This window comes from Paenibacillus sp. MDV22-iso6 (genome assembly GCF_058408365.1).
In genome coordinates this window covers 226,178-247,509 of sequence record NZ_JBZVDZ010000004.1, presented here as the reverse complement: position 1 = coordinate 247,509, position 21,332 = coordinate 226,178, and the positions used below count along the sequence as shown (strand labels likewise).

The window sequence follows — 21,332 nt, the reverse complement described above, 5'->3', positions numbered from 1 at the left end:
TAAAAAAATGAAAAAAGCCCTTCGTCATTTGATCATTTATGTACTGTTGATTTTGCTTGCCGTGTTTATGATGGGTCCTTTTCTGTGGCTGCTCAGCGTATCGCTGATGCCTGGTCGTAATGTGTTCGCGAATCCACCAGCAATTCTCCCTACCTTCATCGCTTTCGATAACTACGTGCAGGTGTGGGAGTTCATGGATTTTCCACGCTACATCATAAATACGGTGGTGATTACGCTCCTTGGGGTAGTGTTTAACATCTTCTTGTCCTGCCTAACGGCGTATCCACTCGCGACCTTTCGGTTCAGGGGACGTAATCTGGTGTTCACGCTGCTAATCTCGACCATGATTATCCCTTCGGCAACGGCGATGATTGTGCATTATTTAACGATTCAGGCCTTTCACTTGGGCAATACGTTTCTTGGGGTTGTGCTTCCGGCCGCGGTGTCGGTATTTAACATTTTTCTGATGCGACAAACGTTTCTGGGCATACCGACGGATATTCGGGATTCTGGCAAAATGGATGGAGCCTCCGAGTTCCGTATCTTCGTGCAGCTTGTCATGCCATTGGTGAAACCAGGGGTTGCCGTCATTGGCTTGCTTGAAGTCATGGCATTCTGGAACAATTTCCTGTGGCCGATTGTGGTGTTGGATGATCCGCAGAAATATCCATTGGCTGCGGCCCTGACGTATCTGAACGGTCAGTTCTCCTATAACTTCGGCTGGATTGCCGCCGGCACCATGATCTCGGTGCTGCCGATTATCATCGTGTTCCTTTTCACCCAAAAATACTATATGGAAGGCATCGCCGGAGCGATTAAAGGATAAAAAAATACAGAAAGGGTGAACGCAATCATGCCGAAGCAGTATAAGTTAACCTTTGTTCCGTTAGATGAACGGCCTTGCAATTATGAGTTTCCTTATTTGTTGGCACAGGGAACGGAATTCACAGTGGAGCGTCCCCCACTTGAAATCATGGGCCTAAAAAAACGTCCGGGCGATGTGGAACAGTTATGGACCTGGTTTGAGGAGAGCTGTGCAAGGGCAGATGGAGCAATCGTTGCCTTGGATACGTTGCTCTACGGCGGGATTATTCCTTCCCGGCTGCATCAGTTGAAGCCGGATGAACTGACGGCCCGTCTGGAGCGCCTTCGGGGGATCAAGCAGCAGTACCCGCAGCTAACCCTGTATGCATTCCAACTGATTATGCGCTGCCCGCAATATTCCCTGTCCGATGAGGAGCCGGATTATTACGCCGACTGGGGAAGAGAGATTTTTCGCAAAGGTTTCATCAGCCATCGGATGGAGCTGGGGATTGCGACGGATGAGGAGATCCGCGAGCTGGCCGATATCGATAACCGTCTACCAATGGAAGTGCTGGAAGATTACCTGGGACGCAGGGCCGTAAATATTGAAGCTAACAAGCAAGTGCTGGCTCTGGTCCAGGAAGGAATTATCGACTTCATGATTGTGCCGCAGGATGATTCGGCGCCTTATGGACATACAGCCAAGGATCAGGAGAAAGTGCGAGCCCGGATTACCGCCCTCGATCTGGAACTTAAAGTCTACATGTATCCTGGTGCGGACGAAGTTGGTTGCGTACTGCTCTCCAGAATGATGAATAAGGCTCGCGGCCGGATGCCGCTGGTGTACCCACGATTATCATCTGTTCAGGGGGCGTTTGTTACTCCGCTATTCGAGGATCGATTTTTCTATGAGACGCTCAAATATCAGATTTTGGCTGCAGGTGGGTTGATTGCATCCAGTGCGACTGAAGCAGATCTGGTGCTGTTGATTAGCACACCCGGAGAGACGATGGCGGAAGCGGTGTCGCAGCAGCATTCTTTTTACAGCTACGATGTATACCGAAACCTGATGGAACTGGTGGAATATGGACACTTTCTGCTCAGGAGCAAGAACAAGCCGGTGGCTGTAGCGGATGTGGGATATGCCAATGGTGGGGATCAGAAGCTGGTCAAGATGCTGCGGCAAAAAGACATGTTATTTGATCTGGCTGGATATGCCGCCTGGAATACCAGCTCCAACTCGCTGGGAACCGTCATTTCGCAGGCCATGATCTACCTGCTCTATGGTCGTACACAATCGCATCTTGATTTCCTCGCTCTCCGCTATGCTGAGGATGTCTGCTATTGTTCAGTCGTTCGGGGAGAACTTAGCAATGGCCCGGTGCAGGAGATGGGCTATGGCAAGTACTTGCTGGATGGGTCTCGTGGCCTTGTTGCCGCCCGAGTAGAGGAAAGGTTGCGTCAAGAGCTTGCTGTGCGGATCGATACTGCAGCAGGGAGTATCCAGATTACCGATTGTTATATGCCATGGAACCGGATGTTCGAAGTGGGCCTGTCTGTACGATTCGTACCATCCAACCCAGGTAAGGAAAGCAGAATATAAGAGAGAGGGTGAGAACCCTGACAAAGGTAGTGCTGGAGAAACTGCATTTGGGACTGATTGTTTCCTGCCAGGCGCTGGTTAACGAACCGCTGCATGGCGCGGCGATGATGGCCCGTATGGCAGCTGCTGCTCAGGAAGGAGGGGCCGCGGGTATCCGTGCGAATGGGGCAGCAGATGTACGTGCGATCAAGCAGACCGTCTCATTGCCGGTTATTGGCATCGTGAAGCGCAATTACCCGGATTCTGCTGTATATATCACCCCAACCCTCAGAGAAATTGACGAGCTGCTGGAGGCCGGAGCAGATATCATTGCATTTGATGCGACCCGCCAGACCAGGCCGGAAAATTATACATTGGAGCAAATCACCGCCTATCTGAACGCAAATGGGGTGGTTTCCATGGCAGACATCTCCATTCTGGAGGAAGCTTTATACGCTGAGTCACTTGGAGTCAGCTGTGTTTCGACTACACTATCGGGTTATACACCGTATTCGCGACAGCAGGAAGGTCCAAATTTGGAGCTGCTGGGGATGTGTGCACAGCGGTTGAAGATTCCGGTCATTGCCGAAGGGCGGATTAGTAAACCCTCTCAGGTAGAAGAGGCGCTTGATCTGGGGGCATACGCTGTTGTGGTGGGCTCGGCAATAACTCGGCCACAGCTAATTACCCGACAGTTCGCAGCAGTGACCCGAAAAGCGAGGATGAAGAGTAATGGAGATGAATGACCGAATTAATACGTATTATCCTTCCATGACCAAGTCGGAGCAGAAGGTGGCCAGGTGCGTACGGGACAATCCGGATAATATCATCTATTTGTCTGTGACTGAGCTGGCTGATTTTGCTGGTACCGGAGAGACCACGGTGATGAGATTCTGCCGTAAAATCGGGTTTAAAGGCTATCAGGATTTCAAGCTGATGCTGGCCCAAGGGCTGCCGAAACGGCAGAACCAGCCAGACGGCGAGCAGGGAGAGGACGATTACGCCGACCATTTATATGCCTCGATGGTGGGTGTGCTGCAATCCAGCTTGGGTATGCTGGATCGCAATCAGTTGGAGCAGGCAGTAAAGTGTCTGGACAGCGCACGACATGTGCAATTCTTCGGCGTGGGCTCGTCAGGCATTACCGCTATGGATGCCAAGAACCGTTTTCTGCGCATCGGCCGACGTGCGGAAGCGAATTCCGACAGCCATATTCAGTCCATGATGGCGGTAACGATGGGAGAAGGTGACGTGGCTTTTGGCATCAGCGTGTCCGGCAGTACGCTGGATACCAACGATATGCTGATGAAGGCCAAACAAAACGGGGCTAAGGTGATTGCCATGACGAACTATGCCAAATCCCCCATTGCTTCTATTGCGGATATCTTGCTCTTGACCGCGGGGAAGGAGTCTCCCCTTGAAGGCGGTTCTGTAGGAGCTAAAATCTCTCAGCTGTTTATTATCGACTTGCTCTGCCAGGGACTGGAGCGCGAGCATGGCGAAGAGACTAAAAAGATGAAGGAATTAACGGCCAGGGCCGTTATCGACCGTATTTATTGAAGGGTTTGTGTGAATAGGGGGAAAGCAAATGCCACAGGTCATTGGCGTAGATGTAGGTGGCACAGGCATTAAAGGGCTTGTAGTCAATGAAGCCGGAGTCGTTCTGGTGGAGGCTACATGTGCAACGGAGGCCCGGTTGGGCCGGAAGGCTATACTTGGCCAGCTGCACGGGTTAGTAAGTGAACTGTTGTCTAGCTGTGAAGAAGTGAAGGCCCTGGGTATTGCCTCGGCAGGAAGGGTGAATGTGGAAACGGGTGAAGTGATCCACGCAACGAACAATTTACCTGGCTGGCAGGGAATGCCACTGACACAGTGGGCAACAGCGGAATTTGGCCTGCCTTCAACTGCTGATAACGATGCCAATGCTGCACTGCTCGGCGAGGCGTGGCTTGGTACCGGCCGCGGTAAGCAGAACCTGGTTATGCTGACACTCGGAACTGGGGTCGGTGGGGCCAATATGGCAATTGGCAGGATGTTACGGGGAGTAGACTGGCGCGGTGGGGACTGGGGGCACAGTGTGCTGGTGCCTGACGGTCGGCCTTGCAATTGTGGCAAACGCGGCTGCGTGGAGCAATACATTTCCGGTAGTGCACTGATGCGGCTGGCGCGGGAACAGAAGGGCAACACGTATACTCACGGCCGAGAGATTATGACCGCTGCAAGACAGGGAGAAGCAATAGCGTTGTACATTCTAGAGCGTTACATATCTGATTTGGCCTCGGTTATTGCGAATATATCTGCCTCGATAGATCCGGAATTGATTATTCTTGGTGGCGGTGTGACCCATGATCAGGCTATATGGTGGCCGATGCTTACCGCTAAGTTGTCCAGTGTCGGATTGGCAGACCGGGTTGCAGTGGCTGAATTCGGTAACTGGGCAGGCTGTTTCGGGGCGGCGCAGCTGGCCTTGGAACACCTGCGTAAGGACGGCGTTGGCTGGTCTGAAGGCAGTGACAGGGAGGAGACAAAGCATGGGGATTGAGCAGGAGAAACACAGTGATATCGTCATTATTGGCGGTGGTCTTGGCGGGACTGCAGCTGCACTGGCTGCAGCCAAGGCAGGGCAACGGGTACTTTTGACGGAAGAGACGGACTGGCTTGGTGGTCAATTGACCTCACAGGCAGTACCGCCAGATGAGCACCGCTGGATTGAACAATCTGGCAGTACAGCATCGTATCGTGAGTTCCGCAGCCGAGTCAGAGATTACTACAGACGGAACTACCCGCTTACGGATGTCGCCAAGAGCGATCCTGTTCTTAACCCCGGTAATGGCTGGGTGAGTCGCTTGGCGCATGAGCCGAAAGTTGCGCTTGCCGTTTTGCATGAGATGCTTGCGCCTTACGTCAACACCGGTCGAATCGAGGTGCTCTATCATACTGTGCCAGTTCAGGTAGATACAGCAGGTGACCGGGTGACTAGCGTGACTGTGCGTGAAGAGCGAAATGGGGGATTAATTAAGCTCCAGGGTGCCTATTATCTGGATGCTACAGAATGCGGTGATCTGCTTCCCCTTGCGGGAGTAGAGTATGTAAGTGGAGCGGAATCCCGGCGGGATACGGGTGAGCCACATGCCCTGGATGAAGCGAACCCGCTAGACATGCAGTCGATTACCCATGTGGCGGCAGTGGATTATGTGCCGGGAGGAGACTTCACGATCCCTTGTCCGAGGGATTATGATTACTGGCGTCAGTATGTTCCCTCGTTCTCACTGTATCCGATCCTGAGCTGGTACGCTTCGGATGCTAATGATACTTCCAAGCTGAAAGAGTTCACGATGTTCCCGAATGATCAGGGCATAACCCCCCTGTGGGATTATCGGCGGATCGTTGACCCGGCTATATGGACAGAGTCACTGAATGATGGTGAAGTCACGCTGCTCAACTGGGCACTGAACGATTATTACGCCGGGCCAATCATTGGCGTATCGCCGGAGAAACGAGAGCGGCATCTGGAAGGGGCGAGGCAACTAACTCTTTCCTTAGTATACTGGCTTCAGACAGCAGCTCCCCGCCTGGACGGCGGAAAGGGTTATCCGGGCGTAAGGCTGCGTGGAGATGTGCTCGGTACGGAAGACGGTCTCGCGAAAGCTCCGTATATTCGGGAATCACGGCGAATCCGAGGCGTATATACCATTACCGAGCAGGATGTGAGCAAGGCATTGCGCGGAGCAGAGGGAGCCAAACGTTACGAGGATAGTGTGGGTGTCGGCAGTTATCATCTGGATCTCCATCCAACAACCGTGAGCCAGCGGACTTTTTATATTCCGAACCATCCCTATGAGATTCCGCTGGGTGCACTCATCCCGGTGCGAGTCAAGAACTTGCTTCCGGCTTGCAAAAATATCTCCATGACCCAGATTGCGAACGGTTGTTACCGTCTGCATCCCACCGAATGGAATATTGGCGAGGCTGCGGGCACCCTTGCTGCTTATGCCATTTCACAGCAAGTAGAGCCCTCAGAGGTGAGGGCTTCGGCGAAGTATCTTCACGACTATCAGGCACAGCTGATTCGCCAGGGTGTTCAGCTTCATTGGACAGATGCGGAACTGGCAGGGGAGTGTTAGACAGACTTTTAAGAGAACGTTGCTATCTTCAGAACACATAAGCACTCGAGATACCAAAGGGATAAAAAAATGATTCCTGTTCTGAACAGGAATCATTTTCTATAAGTCGATTAACTCTCTTTGTGCATCTGTTTTTACAATAGTGTCATTGCAGATGATCGTTCTCATCAACACTGCGATGATTATCCCATGGTCTGCTGTGGGTCTTTCTTTTGTCCTACATAGATATTAGTACTTGGTTTGATGGCTTTGTATCGAATTTCAATCTCCGTGACTCCATCTTCAAACGTAATATACAACTTTTCATTATACTCCAAAGCTTCTGTATGTCTGGGTTTCACTGGTGTTCGTCCCCGAACGACTGTGCAGTTCGTATCATGCCGTACCAATAACGTTTCCTTTTTACCAGCCTCCAGCCAGATTCGTCCTGACTCCGGTACCTTAACCCCAATATCCATACGATCAAATAGTTCACTGAGACTTACTTTTCGTCGCTCCAATGAAGTCAGTGGCCAATTCGTCACGGGAATATCTTCTCCGTTTGCAGTGGCCAAGAAGTATCCTTCCAGCCTTCCGCGGAATACAGGTTTTGGTTTCAGTACAAACCAATACAGGGCGAAGATTCCCCCGGCTGCGAGGAGACCGAGTCCCGTATATAGCAGTATCTTTTCACGTAAAGAATGAATTTTCAACTGGATGTCTACGGTTACACTCGCGCCTTCAGAATCCGTTGCGGTCACCTTGATGGATGAACTACCGGTGTGGAGCGAAGACCAACGCAGTGTATTACCTTCAATGACAGCGTCTCCGAGTTTGCGCTCACTCCCACCTTCTTCCAAGGCATACGTTAATGGATCATTATTGGCATCCTTAAAATAGTTGCTTAGATCAACCTCTGTATTGCTATCGTCTTTGGATAACACCATGGACTCCCCAGTTGCTACGGGGGCCTGATTGGTAATATCTACTTCAACCGGAGTGATCTCCCGATAAAAGTCAGGACCATCAATCCGAAGACCCCATGTGTATAGATCCGATTTTGGAAAAGTGTATTTTCCCGTAAATCCACTTCCTGTATTGGTCAAAGGGATATGCTCTGTTTTCCCATCAGACGGAGTGACAATGAGTTCTGCTTCAAGTCCCTTGTAAACATTCAAATCCTGAATGGGTTTAGGGTCCACAGCCTGATCGTAGAGAGAGGCTTCAAATGTGATGCTTTTCCCCTTTACTGGCTGCTTCGTTGCCATATGTGCAACCGCAGACACGTTGTAGTTACCAAGTAGGTTGATCTTCACTAAATCTCCGCTGTGCCCCTTGAATTTCAGCTTGAATTGTCCTTTGACCGGACGAATGATCTTCATTAGAGCATATTTATCAGATCGGATGAAGCTAACATTGCTGGACTGATAATACAGCTGAGCTTCAGAGACAGCATGATCAGAGAGCATGATAATGTTGGCATCCGCCATGCTTGAATTGGGGATGTCCACAGTTACCTCCTGCATTGCCCCTGTTGCTGTTACTGCTGCCACAGATACAAGAACAGATTGAATCTGATCTGCAAAAATCCGGTTGAAAATTTCAGGCAAGTCGTCTGCGCTTCCCGTGATAAAGGAAGATCCACCCGTCTCCTGAGCTATCCGCTCCAGTTCAGCGGGGTTAACCGTACCATCCCGGTTTAGTCCGACGGTATAGATTGGATAATTAGCTTTTTGAGCCATCTCAATCACCTTGTCTACATCTTTGGATGAATCAGCTGGTGTTCTGCTCGACGAGCCACGCAAATCCGTTTCCCCATCAGAGAGCAAAATCATAAATGGCTTTCTTTTGTCCGTCTGGGACTGTTCAAGCAAGCTCGCACCTCGGCGCAAGCCAAGTCCAAGATCTGTATACCCTGAGCGTTTTAAGCCATCAACACGACTACGAAGGTTATTTCGTGCCCCAGAGGATGATATATCCATTAGAGGTACGGATGAAGTGATTTGATCATTATAAGCTACGAATCCCAATCGGGTCTTAGGTCCACTACTCATATCCATAAACATATGTATAACTTCTTCGGCGATGCGATCTTTGTCGGTCTCATTCATAGAGTAGCTAACATCCAGGACAAACATGGCATCGAGCCCTTCATACGCGTGGGTCTTGACAGATGATTCCGCGTACATGCTGCCAATGTTCCCTCCAGGAATCAAAATGCTAATCACCAATAGAGAGAGCAGTGTTTTTTTGCATTTAATTAATATCATGTGAGGCTTCGAATCCCCTTTCTGGTTTGAAAAACTTCGGTTCACTTGTTGGGAATATTAAATTTTTTTGAAAAACTTTTTCTTAATCACGATATAACGCCGTTATGCGTAGTTTTCATTAATAGAGAATAATGCAACACCGCATACTTTCAGTATTTTTACTCTTGATTAGGGGGAAAACCCCACTAGTCTTAAATCATTCAACTTAATCCAAATTATAGGATATTCTATATCATCGGCATGATCCGTAAGGAAGTGAAGCGAATTCCAAAAATTAGTTCTATAGGTATATCGAAGGTTGTAAAATGAGCTTTTAGACCTATAGTGGGTAATATTGACAAAACATATCGCTGATGATTAAGATGAATTCCATAAATCTCCAAAGCAAACGGCATAATCTGGTACATAAGTTCCAGTCGTATGTTGACAGCTCGTTCTATTGGTCTTGTGTTTGCTGGGAATAGTGATTCTCCTGGATCATGACCGAAGACTGATAGAGACGTGCGGAGTGTCAAAAATTGATGGAGGGGGGGAAGCATTCGCCCGAATGGATCATCATCTTGGCGGATGTTGCCTGAATGGACATTATTAATCAAACGAACCGAACGATGCTTTTTGAAGAAATCAATCCCGAGAAGTTGGACTTGATCACCATTGTTGGTGATGTGAAGGGCATCGACAGTCTGAGTGACGATAAGATCAAGGAGATTAACGAACATTTGCTTGTTCGCAGCTTCGATGAGTTCCTGGACAAGTTCTCACCTAGCGTGTACTCCTTTTTCAATGCGGTAAACCAGAAAGTCATGTATACGCTTAAAAAGCCGGAAGGTATCCCGGACGAAGCGATCTCGGAGATCAAGATCGACCATAGTAACGACTTTCTGAGAATGCTGTTCACCCTGATTGATACCAAGCGCAGTCAAGGTATTACGAACGTTGATTTCAAGTTTGAAAATCTCCTTGATATGATTTCACCGAAAAAAGTAATGGATGACATTCGTCAGGTCCGGAAGGAAATCCATTACATGTATGGCCAGCATGAGAAGCTGGATGACGGCGATCCGAAGAAGCTGGATATCGGAGATAAGCTGAACGTCATGTTTGAAGATGCAAGCCGGAACTATAACAATGTCATGGCCATGCTTCCACTCGCCATTGAAGATATTAAGACCCGTTTGTTGCTGGGCCGTGCACAAGAAGAAACTTCTTCAGAAGCGATTCAGGTAGGGCAACTTACGATTGGTGAGAGCGGAGAATTGAAAATTATCGAAGCTCCAAAGAGTGATAACAACGAGCTGATGCTTCTTGATGAAGCGACAAGCACTGATTTGACGCAAGTATTTGCCGAAGATTACGATTCACTTTCCGAGACACCTTCGCCGTACGTACAGGATCTGGTGGTCCGCACATTCTGCCCGCTTCCTGCGGTACAGTCTGAAGTGGATACTGCTGTTGAAGTGCAGAATTACAATACATACCTGGAGTTTTACAAAAACGCCAAGGATGATTTTGTGAAAACGGTAAAACCGCTGGTCGAGAAAATATTGGGTGTCAAAATGTTCTTTGACCAATATGCGATTAAGAACAAAGGTATGCTTCCTTCCATGCTGATCTCCAATGCCAAACTGGATATGCTCGTCAAGAGCAGTAATATTCCGCGGCTTGAGACATATCTCAACACTGTCAACGCAAAGAATGATTTTACCGATACGATTTGGTTCGGTATCGTTCCTTCCGTAGAACTGGAAAATACAGGCCAAGTTAAAGTCAGCCGTGCCCGTTTCCGTGGTAACGAGAAAGTGGTTAAACAAGACGGAAACAGCATGGAATCTCTGGCAATGCTCCTGCAAGTTGTTAAGGATTACAAGGTGCAGGTGTTCTTCAGCTTTGAATCCGGGGAAGAAACCACCTTCAGCAGCATGGCTACCGCAGGTATTGATAAGTATATCGATAAATGTTCAGTGTTGACCCGTAAGGAATACAGCGAGTTCGCCATTCCGAGTGCTCCAAACTTCACGATTATTCCCAAGGAGAAATCGGGAGTTGTTATCGACAGTCGCATGCTTCAGACGGAGAATGGTGTGGAACTTTCCAAGGAGAAGGAAGACATTCTGAAATTGTGGATTGAAGGCGTGTATGTTGGAGCGTCCTATGTATCTGCAGGGATTGTTGCTGCGTATCAGTGTCCGGAATACCTGAAAGGTGCTTTCAAGAACGTCAACCGTGATTATCCAGGTGTGCGTTTTGACATTGAGGCAGGGGACAACAGCTTGCGTGTTGTAACAACGATGACCAAAGAAATTTCCGGATTTACAAATACGATCAAGGATTTGATTAACCGCAAAAACTTTGGATTTATTTTCTCATCGGAAAATGCCCAAATCCAGGATAGCGACATCAAACGGATCACGGTCTATAAAGCGAGAAGCATGGCGATGTCCGAAGATGGTTTTGATTCCTTGTACAAAACACTTGTTAGTACTTACATTGAGCGCTTGCTCCGTTTCCAAACCGGTGATTTCAAGCATGAAAATATCGTCAAATTCTTCAGCAACAATCCGAGCAGTCAGAAGAGCCGGTGGTTGGGAACTCGAGGGTCGATCAATTCGATCATTCAGGAAGGCGACGACATGAGCTTTATCATCGATGAAAAGAGCAACATGTGCCATATTGACCTGGTATTTAACGGCAACGTGAAGAACCTGGAGGTCATGATTACCAAAGGCACCAGTGCGATGAAAGTGTAAGAATACCATTGGAACAAGTCTGATTATTAAATATGATTCATCAAACAACGTATTATAGACATTTATTTTGGTGTTAGAGGCAGACTTCATCGTCTTGCCTTTATACATATATTCCGGTACCTCTCCCGAGATGGGGAGCATACCGGGCACATTTTTTCCTAATCTTAAGGAGGTTTTTATTAATGGGTTTTGTATTGAAAGTAGAAGGCGCAGAAACAATCGAATTGGGAATGGATAATATCCGTACAGTTGTGTATGACACGGATACACCAGATGATTCCAACGCTAGATCCACAGATGTAGGCGCAACACTTCGCATCAGCGGCAAAATTATCACTGCAACCGACGGTGACAATGCAGATGACACGATGAAACTTGCTTTGTGGTCCCTCGTGCCTGCTGAAAAAGCGGATTGCTACCGCAAAGTAACCCTGGAAGTGGTTGCAGCAGATCAAGTGGTACGCAAAATTTACTTGCCTAACGCATTTGTTGTGGATTACACAGAGCGCTTCGGTGATACCGAAGGCGTAGGTGAATTCAGCCTGTTCATCAAACAGAAAAAAGACAAAACTGAATTCACTAAAATTGAGGGCGGCTTCCCTGTATAAAAGGGAACAACTGTTGTCTTGGGCCAGTTCGTTCTGGTCCGGAACAACGCTGTCATGTTAAGGGGCCCTGGTGCCCCTTAATCTTTATTTACGCCCGAATACGGCAGGGAGGCAGGAAAGAATACCATGAAAGATTATTATGCCGTGCTTGGTGTAGAACGTGAAGCTTCTCCGGAGCAGATCAAGAAGGCTTATCGTCAATTGGCGAAGAAATTTCACCCGGATGTCAATGGGGGAGGTGCACAGGCGGAAGCGCGTTTCAAGCAAGTACATGAGGCATACAGTACACTCGGAAATTCCGAGCTTAGAGCAGCATATGATCAGCAGCTTCGCACTGGACGTAATAGAGGTCAAGCGAAGGGTTCAGCATCCGATACAGCCAGATCCAGTAAAGGCAATGCGAAGTCCGGGAGTGCAAATGCCGAGAAGGTGTGGTCGGATCCATCGCGGATGCAGGAACAGTTCGAACAATTTTTTGGCTATCACCCCAAAGGCAAGGAAAGTCCAAACGGTGGCAAAGCCGGTCCCAATAAAGGAATGGATATGTCCGCCATGTTTGACCGATATTTCGGAATTCGAAAAAAGTAGACCGGTAGCTCGTTATGGATCAAGCCGGTTCAGGCGGAGGTTATGGAAGTGAAACGAGGAAGGTCGGTATTGACGATGGGGCTTGACGCTTGCGTCGCCATGATTTCGTTAGCCGTGCTGTATTACATATTTATCATCAACCGGGATATGAGTGCCCAATGGGTAACTGGAATTATCGTGGTCCTCTCTGGAGGAGCATACCTGTATTTTAAATACATGCCAGCCACCAAGGTGGAAAAGAAGAAATTGTCTTCGCGTGTCGTGAAGCTAGTCCTCCTGGACGACGACGGCACAAGTGTGAAGGAATGGTATATTCAGGGCGAAACGAGTGTTTTGATCGGGAAAAGTTCGAAGAACAGCGAGGCTGACATTGATCTGTCCGATACACCCTATGCGTCTCTCATTAGCTCGCAACACGCCGTATTGAACAAAGCCTCGGGTCAATGGTTTATCGAGGATATCGACTCGGCCAGTGGGGTAGGTGTACGTAAAGGAAATCAAAGCAGAGCATCCAAATTGGAAATCGAAGAACCCAGCCTGATTGAGGCAGGAGACTTAATTTATATTGCCAATACCCGCATTTTGGTGAAATAACGTTGGCGTACATCATACAAGCTTACGGGGGAATGAAACGAAATGAGTCTGACTAGATGTGGAAACGGACATATGTTCAGCACGAGACGACACGGCAATACGTGTCCATATTGCAATCTGGCCGTTGAATCGCCAGCTACCAGTAATGGTGAGGCAGCGGGTGCAATCCCACGCGCACCTCGTACGGCAGAGGATGACAGAACGATGCCATACCTGGGCGAAACGACAGGAATTGAGCCGGTAACGGGATGGATGGTGTGCATCGAGGGTCCGCAGATGGGCCAGGATTATCGAATAATGGCTGAAAAGAACTTTATTGGACGTTCAGAAGAGATGCATGTTCGCATCCTCGGGGATAACACCATTTCTCGGCGTAATCACGCGGTGATTGTGTACGATCCCAAAAAGCGGAATTTCTATTTGCTGCCCGGCGATGCTTCTGGCCTCGCATATCACAATAATGAAGCAGTCTATTCTCCGGTGGAACTGGCTGCCTACGATGTTATTCAATTGGGACGCAGCAAATTCATTTTCATTCCATTGTGCGGTGTGCACTTTGAATGGGAGCAACAGTGAACACCTTCATGATTTTGTGGAACGACAAGGAGCTAACGCCCTACTGGGTTCTTGCGGGTGGCTGTTTGTTGATTTGGTTGCTGTTATTCGCACGAAGCCGCATTCCGGTAAGGCAGCGTGACGATAGACCGGTTGGAGTTCAGATTGGCAATGGACAGACCATTGGTGCTCGCAATGAACAGGACGATTATTTTGCCTGTGCCGTGCAGCCGCATGGTGTACTTGCTGTACTTGCGGATGGAATCAGTGGATTGTCCGGTGGAAAAGTGGCGAGTACGACTGCCGTGGAAACATTTATCCGGGAGTTTGAAGAGTTGGAGCGGTTTCCTGATCCGGAAGAGTTTTGGGATGCTTCTTCCCATGCGGCCAATCAGGCCATCCTTCGGAATTTGCTGGGCGTTCCCGGAGGGACAACATTGGTGTCTGCCATGATCAAGGGCAGGGATTTGTATTGGGGTGCGGTAGGAGACAGCATATTGGCCGTGTTTCGCAAAGGAGAGCTGCTTGCCATCAATCACAAGCATACACTGGAAAGCCAACTTGAAGAACAGTATATGTCTGGAGAGATCTCGGAGCAGGAGGCACTTGACAATCCGCAGCGCAAAAGGCTGGTCAACTATTTGGGGTACGACCATTTTAAACAAATGGAAATCGCGGACGAGCCGTTTGCACTGCAGCCGGCGGACAAGATTGTGTTATGCAGTGACGGGGTATACAACTCCCTCACGGAGATGGAACTGGAGACCATTCTGGCGCAAGATATTCCGCCATTTGATGCAGCCCAGGCCATCATTGATTTAATTGAAGAAAAACAGCTCGTGCATCAGGATAACGCCACGATTATCATTTTGGAGCAAGGATGGTAACGGATCGGGCAACGCACAGGGACGGGAAATGGGGAGACGGATGAGGAAGGAGAACAGTGAATTCAAGACGGCTTTTGTCTCAGAGGCGGGGTCTTTCCTGAAAAATCGGGATTTCTACGGCTGCGTTGAACTGGAAGACTGGGCTTGTTATGTCATTGCAGATGGTCTGGACACCGATACGGAAGTGAATAGTGCACAGATCACAGTACAGACCATTCTGGAATCCTTTTTGGAAAAGCCAACCATGTCCAAACGCAGACTGACGGAATATATCAAGATCGCACATGAATGGTTGCAGTATGAAAGCCGCCGGGTCAGACTCAAAGCGGGATTCGTTATTGTTGTAACGGATTATACACGCATGGTGTGGGCATCGGCCGGACATAGCCGCTTGTATCATTTCCGGGGAAATAGGCTTGCACTAAAAAGCAAGGATCATAGTGTAGCTGCCCAACTGGCAGCGGAAGGCCAGATTGCAGAGGATCGTGTGGATCAGCATGATGAACGCGGCAATCTGAATGAATACGCGGGCAAACCTGGCATGATCAAACCGTATGTATCCGATAAGGTCAAGCTTGCCGATGGTGATGTGCTTGTTCTATGCACCCCTGGATTATGGGAAGGCGTGCAGGATGCCGAGATGATTGATGCGGTGGAAGGTGCCAATGACCCGCAGGCGCTGGCCGACACGTTGGAAGAAGTGATGCTCAGCAAGCAACGTTCACGAATCGAGAATTATAGTGTGGCAGCCATCTATGTGAACAAGATTTTTCATGAAGAACCCAAGAACCGTAAGAAGTGGATTAAACGGATTGCCATCATGTTGATTATGCTCCTGATTTTTGGCGGAGCCGGCATATTCTACGCGGTGAAAAGCGCAGCCAAAAAAGCCGAGCTGGTCGTAGATATGCTGCAATACGAACAGAACGCTGACCAGTACGTGAAGGAACAGGAGTACGCCAAGGCCGTCTCAGATTACAGTCTTGCTCGCAACAATTCGATCAAAATAAAGGACCCTGTGCACAAAAAGTTGCTGACTTCGAAGATGGCTGCTGCTCAGACATTGGTTGACGGCGAGGCTCATCTGAAAGAAGGGGATATTCCCAAGGCAACCGCCAGTTACACCAAAGCACTGGAATTGTCTGATTCCTACAATATGTTCAACCGTGAAGTCATTCAGGAACGTTTGGAACAGATGACCACCTTTCAGCAAGTACAAGACTGGATCACCGAGGGGGATCTGAAACTCCAGAACGGAGACTACAGTGGAGCGATCATTTTGTATAAAAGGGCCAGAACAGCGGCTACGGAAACAGCATATAAGGAAGCGCTGAAGGAAGTTGCCACCAAACTGGAGACGGCCGAAACGAAACGAGCGGATATCAAGCGCCAATCCAGACAACTTCAGGCCGATACGCTGGAACAGAAGGGTGACCGCTTCAATGAAGCCGGAGATTATAGTGGCGCCATGGATGCCTATGCTTCGGCACAGGAAATTTATCAGGAGATCGATATGTTGGAACGGGTGCTGGCTATGGAGCGGAAAATAAATAAGCTGGATGAGAAACTGAATCCACCTGTACCGGCGGTTGATCTTACTCAGGATGCGGCAGGGTTAGGAACAACAGATACGTCTGGTTTGAACTCGGATTGGACCGGGAATGCGGGAGGAATGAGTGTAGGCAATTCAGTGGGAAGCACTTCTTCCACGGGTAATTCCTCTTCGGCCGGAAGTGGGACTGCGGATGCTTCTGGCTCCGGGTCTTCTTCAGGGAAAACGACAAGCAATGCTAGCATTAATTCCGCATCAAAGGCTAAAGGAAGCACCGACACCACCGAGGCTGAAGCGAATGAACAGGAAGCAACGGAAGGAGGAGATTCGTGATGAAAGATATTATTCGTGACCGTCTAAACAAGATGGAGGATCTGGAACAACGTCGCATGCTCAAAGACCTCATGACAGGCGTTTTTCTTAATTTGGTCGAGTATCAGGAGACGCTAAACAAACAGATCGAGCAACGGGTGTTTGACGAGGTGAAGAATCAGGAGGGAAAGTATGAACTCCACATCACATTAATTGACCGGGAAGATTATGATCCCATCCATGAATTTCTCCGACCGATGTTAAGTTCCGATTTGAACAATCAAGTTCTAGATATCAGTGGTGTTGCAGAACTTGTACGTAATGGAGGGGAAATCACTTTATTCTCCTTGTTTTTGGAAATGGGTACCCAGCAGATTTGGGAGCTACTTTCAAGTGAACGGATATTTAAGGGCACCATGATTACGAATGCAGGCGAGTATCCGTTATTTTTTAAGTTAAAACAAAACCTATCGTACATAAACGAAATAGAGAAGCTCTATCAATCGTTTATGTTGAACGGGATGAACTGGCGGACGATTAATCTCCCATATATTTATAAGTTTGTGGATTGTGTGCTTGTTGGAGGAGAAGGAGAACCTGCCATACATGAAGAGGTAAAGGAAATTGTTGTGTCACTGGAGGAGTATGACGTCTATAAACGTTCAGGCGTTATTCCGTTATGGAATTTGGAACGAATAAGTCAACGTAATACAGGTTTCCCGATGCCGGCCATAGATCGAATTAATTTTGAACATACACTTTCTTTACGGCAAGAAGGCGTTGAACATGGATATTTGGTCGATGCCAGCGAAGCGGATGTTAGATATATTTTGCGATCCGAGGATCGATTAGTTATCGTTACTCCCCGCAATGAATCAGGCGAATGGGGGCTTGTGAAAATTATTAAACCTTCTTTGACGAATTTGACTCATTTCCCGTATCCCACATTTTCAAATCGGCGTAAGGAACAGTTCACTGTCCGTTTAGCCGAAAACAAGGGACTAATCATTCGCTCTAAGGCGGAGATTCTGCGAATTGTTAGTTCTCTTGAAGCAGCTGAAGGAATTGAATTGGTCGAAATTCAAATTTTGGATCCAGTAAAGAACGGTCAAATGTTGGGTGATACATCTTCCTTGACCTATTCATTAAATTCATTTGTGAGTGACGGTATACGAACCGATCACGGTAAGCCGGTCATGAAACTAGGTTTTAGATTGGAGGCAAGCGGCAGGGAAAGAATACCGAAATTTTTAGAGGTGGATGTATTAAGTTATATTGTTGCCGAAATCCAGAGGTATTTTCCCGATTACAGATGTGAAGGTGCATATCTGTGAACTATATATGGGATGTCATGTTGAATTCGCAGTTGAAGGGCATGGATGCAAGCAGCATAAAGTTTGTACCCGCGGAGAACTACTCGCCATATATGGAGCTCAGTTTGGAAGATCTGAACATGCGGGAAATCGATCAGACCATCGAAGTGAATCCTTATTATCGATTTTACTCCATATTCAAGAATCTATTTCTTCCGGATGATGAAGAAGTTTACGAGCTGAGGAAGAATCTTTTTGATATCCTTTTTCACTTTCTGGGAACGATTGATTTGCATCAGGGAATGAACAAGCGTGAGTATTATATTCGCTTTCTAAAGAGGGATATATGTGATGGCGTGCATGGAGGCAGAATTGCATCCACTTTTAAAGATCTGAATAGAGAGGAGCAGGACAAGATCTGCGAGGGATTGTTGATGGTTTACGAGACAGGAGAACTAATTCATTTCCTGAAACAGACCATGAGCAAGATTTTCAAAAAATCCATTATTTACGCCAATTGCGAAGAAAAAAATGAATTACTGATTTATATGGGGCAGAAGAAAACAGAAGATGTCAATTCCAAAGTCGATTTGATCATGGGATTATTTTTACCACTCGATTTCACGATCGAGATCTATTGGAGTCATCATTTTGGCATTTTAGAAGAGGAAACCACCATGAGGATTGAAGGAATAGCGCTCTACTAAGAGGGAAAAAAAGTGGTACCTCGTTGAATGAAAGGAAACGTGAATGATGAACGGACCTTATAAGTATAGGCTGCATCAACCGGACACAGATGATAAAGGCAGTCCATTCGCGACCAGATATGCAAGAGTGGAGCTTGAACAAATGACAACTTTCCAGTTAAAAGAAATATGTCATAAGCAGCGTCTTGTAGAAGGTTTGGCCAACCGTCTGGATCGGAATTCACTCATTAGCCTAATTTTAAAATTCAGGAGTGACGAGGAACACTTTTTAATTACACGTCATCACGATGGCGGTTTCGAAAGAATCGAAACCATTCTGCAGCAATATTGGAAGGACCAACGGCCGAAGGAAGCGACGATTCGTGTTCCCGCCAGAATTACTTTATATCAGGGCGTGCGAACGGGCCAGAATGATCGTTATCTGATCCAATCCGATGAAGTGTGGCTCAATAATTCCAATGTTTTATTGGTAAACGGGAGTGGGCAGCTGTGCGGCATCATGAATATTCTCAAAGATGAGAATCGCCAAGGATGCTTCTATCTATCGCGCGATGAAGATACAGATCTAAGGGAAACATCCAATCGGGACTATCGTTTGTTGTTTTTGAAAAAACAGGATTCAGATTATTTCTATCATGCGTATTACAATGATCGGCCCATGCTTCCATTGAAATTTCAGGCTGCCTGTATTCCCGTCTCCGAATTAGTCATAAGGGATACGGAAACGACAGAGGCGGTACTTGCGATTGATTTTGGGACATCCAATACAACAGCTGGAGCATACTTAGATGATGAATATGTTTCGAAGCCGGAGAGAGGCGTTCATTCTTCAGTCCAAATCAATTCAATCAACTATGTTTCGTTTCCGCAGCGAAAGGGACAGGAATGGGCAGAAGTATTACCAACGGCAGTTCGTATTGTGGAGTGCTCCAGTTCGCAACATGTTGTCTATTCTTATGGTGAAGAAGCACTAGGAGATCATGAATTTGGAGGAACGCGGGCGAGTGTCTTCAGGGGGATAAAGCGATGGATCAATAACTATGAAGCCAAAGAAGAGATCATTGATTCTGTAGGGAATACAGCCGTTGTTGATCGTAGTGAAATTCTCGGAGGCTTCCTCCGTTATGTGATAGGTACAGCAGAACAGCAATTCAAATGCCGATTCAAGAATCTTCATTTTACCGCTCCGGCCAAACTTCAGGTTCAGTTCATTGAGATGTTCAAACATGTTCTTCCCGATTACAAAATCGTTGAAGATCAGGTTTTGGATGAAGGTCTGGCTGTTCTATATAATACACTGGCTGATCAGATGGATCGAGGAGCTTTTGCAGACGGTGAAGAATATCAGGCGCTTGTCATGGATTGTGGGGGAGGAACAACGGATCTATCTTCGTGCCGCTTTCGGATTGAGGATGGGAGGATAGCCTACAAACTCGATATCCATACAAACTTTGAAAACGGGGATATGAATTTTGGAGGTAATAATCTCACTTACCGGATCATGCAATTCATGAAAGTTGTATTTGCAGATTATTATGCAACGGAGGGACGTTACTCCGATACGGATATTGATACATTAATCAGCATACCTGGAGGAGATTTGTATCGGCATGTTGATGAATTCGGAGTAGATGCAGTTTACGAAAGATTGGAAAAACGGTATTTAGAGGCTGGACAAATTCTGCCGACCGCATATAAGAACTATGAGAGCGCGACACGTGAAGAATATCAGAGGGTATTGAATAATTTCCACCTTCTGTGGGGTGCTGCAGAAAACATGAAAAAGGAATTTTTTCATCGAACAGGCATATTGCGCAGCAAATTTGAAGCGGAGCGTGGCACCGCTACAGAAACGGATCTAAATATCGAGGTAATGGATCGATGGCTGATATCTGTTGTTGAAAATGGCCGTTTCAGGGATGAGCATCATCTTCCAGGAGTTGTGTTCAATATTAGGGAGATTCATCAATTGCTTAAAGCGGATATCTATAATATTGTTCGCAAATTTCTGGATGAATTCTATCATAATGGACGCTTGCAAGATTATTCGATTATCAAGCTTACAGGACAGTCTTGCCGAATTGATCTGTTTCGTGAGGCGCTAAAGGAATTCGTCCCGGGGAAAAGCATTGAATTTAAGCAAAAGGCTGAAGTAAGCCAGAAAACACCAGAATTAAAAATGGCATGTCTTAAGGGAGCTATTCGCTATCTGAATTCCAAAAAGATGGGGATGATTGATCCACAGATTACGCATCAAGCTCCAGTAATTCCGTATACGATCAGTTCCTTAACACATTCGGGATCAGAGAAGAATCTCATTGAGGGCTTGAATGAAAAGAAAACCTCCGGATTCATATCCCGCCCTTCTCATGCTTCAGAGATCGAATTTTATCTTACTTCAATCGATGGAAAACAACGGGGACGCTATGTATATCACAATCAACCAACCGCATATGAGATCAAGTCTTATGAAGAGATCGCAGTGAAGTTCGGAAGATTTATCCTGCAAGACGATACCGACTCGATTCGTAATGGCGAAACCCGTTTTTTTGTCTTTGCCGGGGAACAGCATTGGGGGTTTGTCGTCGTCCCCGTATCACGAAATGAAGAGCAGCTCTACTTAGGTCCCAAAAAGTTTTTTCCCTTCGAACTGGAATCATCCGAACTTGATTTCTTCGATGGCACAAAGTGATTTGCTTGGTTGAAGCAA

At 47.3% G+C, this 21,332-nt stretch carries 17 protein-coding genes; 16 read left to right on the top strand and 1 reads right to left on the bottom strand.

Annotation, left to right across the window (positions count from 1 at the left end; translation table 11 throughout):
- Nucleotides 1–7: 7 nt before the first annotated feature.
- Genes AC4PM4_RS13165 through AC4PM4_RS13140 form a run of 6 tightly spaced genes read left to right on the top strand, consistent with a single transcriptional unit; the run spans nucleotide 8 to nucleotide 6,510 of the window.
- Nucleotides 8–826 carry a carbohydrate ABC transporter permease gene (locus tag AC4PM4_RS13165; protein WP_083584785.1) on the top strand — a complete coding sequence of 273 codons (819 nt, stop codon included), beginning with the start codon at nucleotides 8–10 and terminating at the stop codon, nucleotides 824–826.
- Between the two features lie 27 nt (nucleotides 827–853).
- Nucleotides 854–2,407 (top strand): DUF4127 family protein, encoded by a 1,554-nt coding sequence (locus tag AC4PM4_RS13160; protein ID WP_491613768.1) that lies wholly within the window; start codon nucleotides 854–856, stop codon nucleotides 2,405–2,407.
- A gap of 17 nt (nucleotides 2,408–2,424) precedes the next feature.
- Complete coding sequence (locus AC4PM4_RS13155) at nucleotides 2,425–3,132, top strand: N-acetylmannosamine-6-phosphate 2-epimerase (protein ID WP_274570579.1); 708 nt, start codon at nucleotides 2,425–2,427, stop codon at nucleotides 3,130–3,132.
- The gene (locus AC4PM4_RS13150) at nucleotides 3,119–3,946 is read left to right on the top strand and encodes a MurR/RpiR family transcriptional regulator (RefSeq protein WP_491613767.1); all 828 of its coding nucleotides are present in this window, start codon (nucleotides 3,119–3,121) and stop codon (nucleotides 3,944–3,946) included. The genes AC4PM4_RS13155 and AC4PM4_RS13150 overlap by 14 nt, the downstream gene beginning before the upstream one ends.
- 28 nt (nucleotides 3,947–3,974) lie before the next feature.
- Nucleotides 3,975–4,928: an ROK family protein gene (locus AC4PM4_RS13145; protein ID WP_491613765.1), complete on the top strand. Its 954-nt coding sequence runs from the start codon at nucleotides 3,975–3,977 to the stop codon at nucleotides 4,926–4,928.
- Nucleotides 4,918–6,510 carry an FAD-dependent oxidoreductase gene (locus AC4PM4_RS13140; protein ID WP_400346048.1) on the top strand — a complete coding sequence of 531 codons (1,593 nt, stop codon included), beginning with the start codon at nucleotides 4,918–4,920 and terminating at the stop codon, nucleotides 6,508–6,510. The genes AC4PM4_RS13145 and AC4PM4_RS13140 overlap by 11 nt, the downstream gene beginning before the upstream one ends.
- A gap of 182 nt (nucleotides 6,511–6,692) precedes the next feature.
- On the opposite strand, the gene AC4PM4_RS13135 is transcribed toward AC4PM4_RS13140, so the two are convergent.
- On the bottom strand, nucleotides 6,693–8,759 hold the full coding sequence (locus AC4PM4_RS13135; RefSeq protein ID WP_491613763.1) for a VWA domain-containing protein: 2,067 nt from the start codon (nucleotides 8,757–8,759) through the stop codon (nucleotides 6,693–6,695).
- A gap of 578 nt (nucleotides 8,760–9,337) precedes the next feature.
- Between AC4PM4_RS13135 and AC4PM4_RS13130 the strand changes: the two genes are divergently transcribed.
- From AC4PM4_RS13130 to AC4PM4_RS13085, 10 genes are all read left to right on the top strand, one after another.
- A complete protein-coding gene (locus tag AC4PM4_RS13130; protein WP_064636265.1) occupies nucleotides 9,338–11,506 on the top strand; it encodes a hypothetical protein in 2,169 nt (722 codons plus the stop codon).
- A gap of 182 nt (nucleotides 11,507–11,688) precedes the next feature.
- Nucleotides 11,689–12,114, top strand: a complete 426-nt coding sequence (locus AC4PM4_RS13125) for a hypothetical protein (protein WP_053781361.1) — start codon at nucleotides 11,689–11,691, stop codon at nucleotides 12,112–12,114.
- A gap of 126 nt (nucleotides 12,115–12,240) precedes the next feature.
- Nucleotides 12,241–12,702, top strand: coding sequence for a J domain-containing protein (locus tag AC4PM4_RS13120; protein ID WP_063567939.1), 462 nt, complete (start codon nucleotides 12,241–12,243; stop codon nucleotides 12,700–12,702).
- A 42-nt stretch (nucleotides 12,703–12,744) separates the two neighbouring features.
- A complete protein-coding gene (locus AC4PM4_RS13115; protein ID WP_063567938.1) occupies nucleotides 12,745–13,296 on the top strand; it encodes an FHA domain-containing protein in 552 nt (183 codons plus the stop codon).
- Nucleotides 13,297–13,338: 42 nt separating this feature from the next.
- Nucleotides 13,339–13,872: an FHA domain-containing protein gene (locus AC4PM4_RS13110; protein ID WP_053781358.1), complete on the top strand. Its 534-nt coding sequence runs from the start codon at nucleotides 13,339–13,341 to the stop codon at nucleotides 13,870–13,872.
- A gap of 8 nt (nucleotides 13,873–13,880) precedes the next feature.
- On the top strand, nucleotides 13,881–14,738 hold the full coding sequence (locus AC4PM4_RS13105) for a protein phosphatase 2C domain-containing protein (protein WP_063567952.1): 858 nt from the start codon (nucleotides 13,881–13,883) through the stop codon (nucleotides 14,736–14,738).
- A 40-nt stretch (nucleotides 14,739–14,778) separates the two neighbouring features.
- The gene (locus AC4PM4_RS13100; RefSeq protein ID WP_491613762.1) at nucleotides 14,779–16,623 is read left to right on the top strand and encodes a serine/threonine protein phosphatase; all 1,845 of its coding nucleotides are present in this window, start codon (nucleotides 14,779–14,781) and stop codon (nucleotides 16,621–16,623) included.
- Nucleotides 16,623–17,936, top strand: coding sequence for a normocyte-binding protein (locus tag AC4PM4_RS13095; RefSeq protein ID WP_491613761.1), 1,314 nt, complete (start codon nucleotides 16,623–16,625; stop codon nucleotides 17,934–17,936). The genes AC4PM4_RS13100 and AC4PM4_RS13095 overlap by 1 nt, the downstream gene beginning before the upstream one ends.
- Nucleotides 17,933–18,622, top strand: a complete 690-nt coding sequence (locus AC4PM4_RS13090; protein ID WP_491613760.1) for an iron-dependent peroxidase — start codon at nucleotides 17,933–17,935, stop codon at nucleotides 18,620–18,622. Before AC4PM4_RS13095 ends, AC4PM4_RS13090 begins: the two co-directional genes overlap by 4 nt.
- A 46-nt stretch (nucleotides 18,623–18,668) precedes the next feature.
- Nucleotides 18,669–21,314 (top strand): molecular chaperone, encoded by a 2,646-nt coding sequence (locus AC4PM4_RS13085; protein WP_491613759.1) that lies wholly within the window; start codon nucleotides 18,669–18,671, stop codon nucleotides 21,312–21,314.
- Nucleotides 21,315–21,332: the final 18 nt, after the last annotated feature.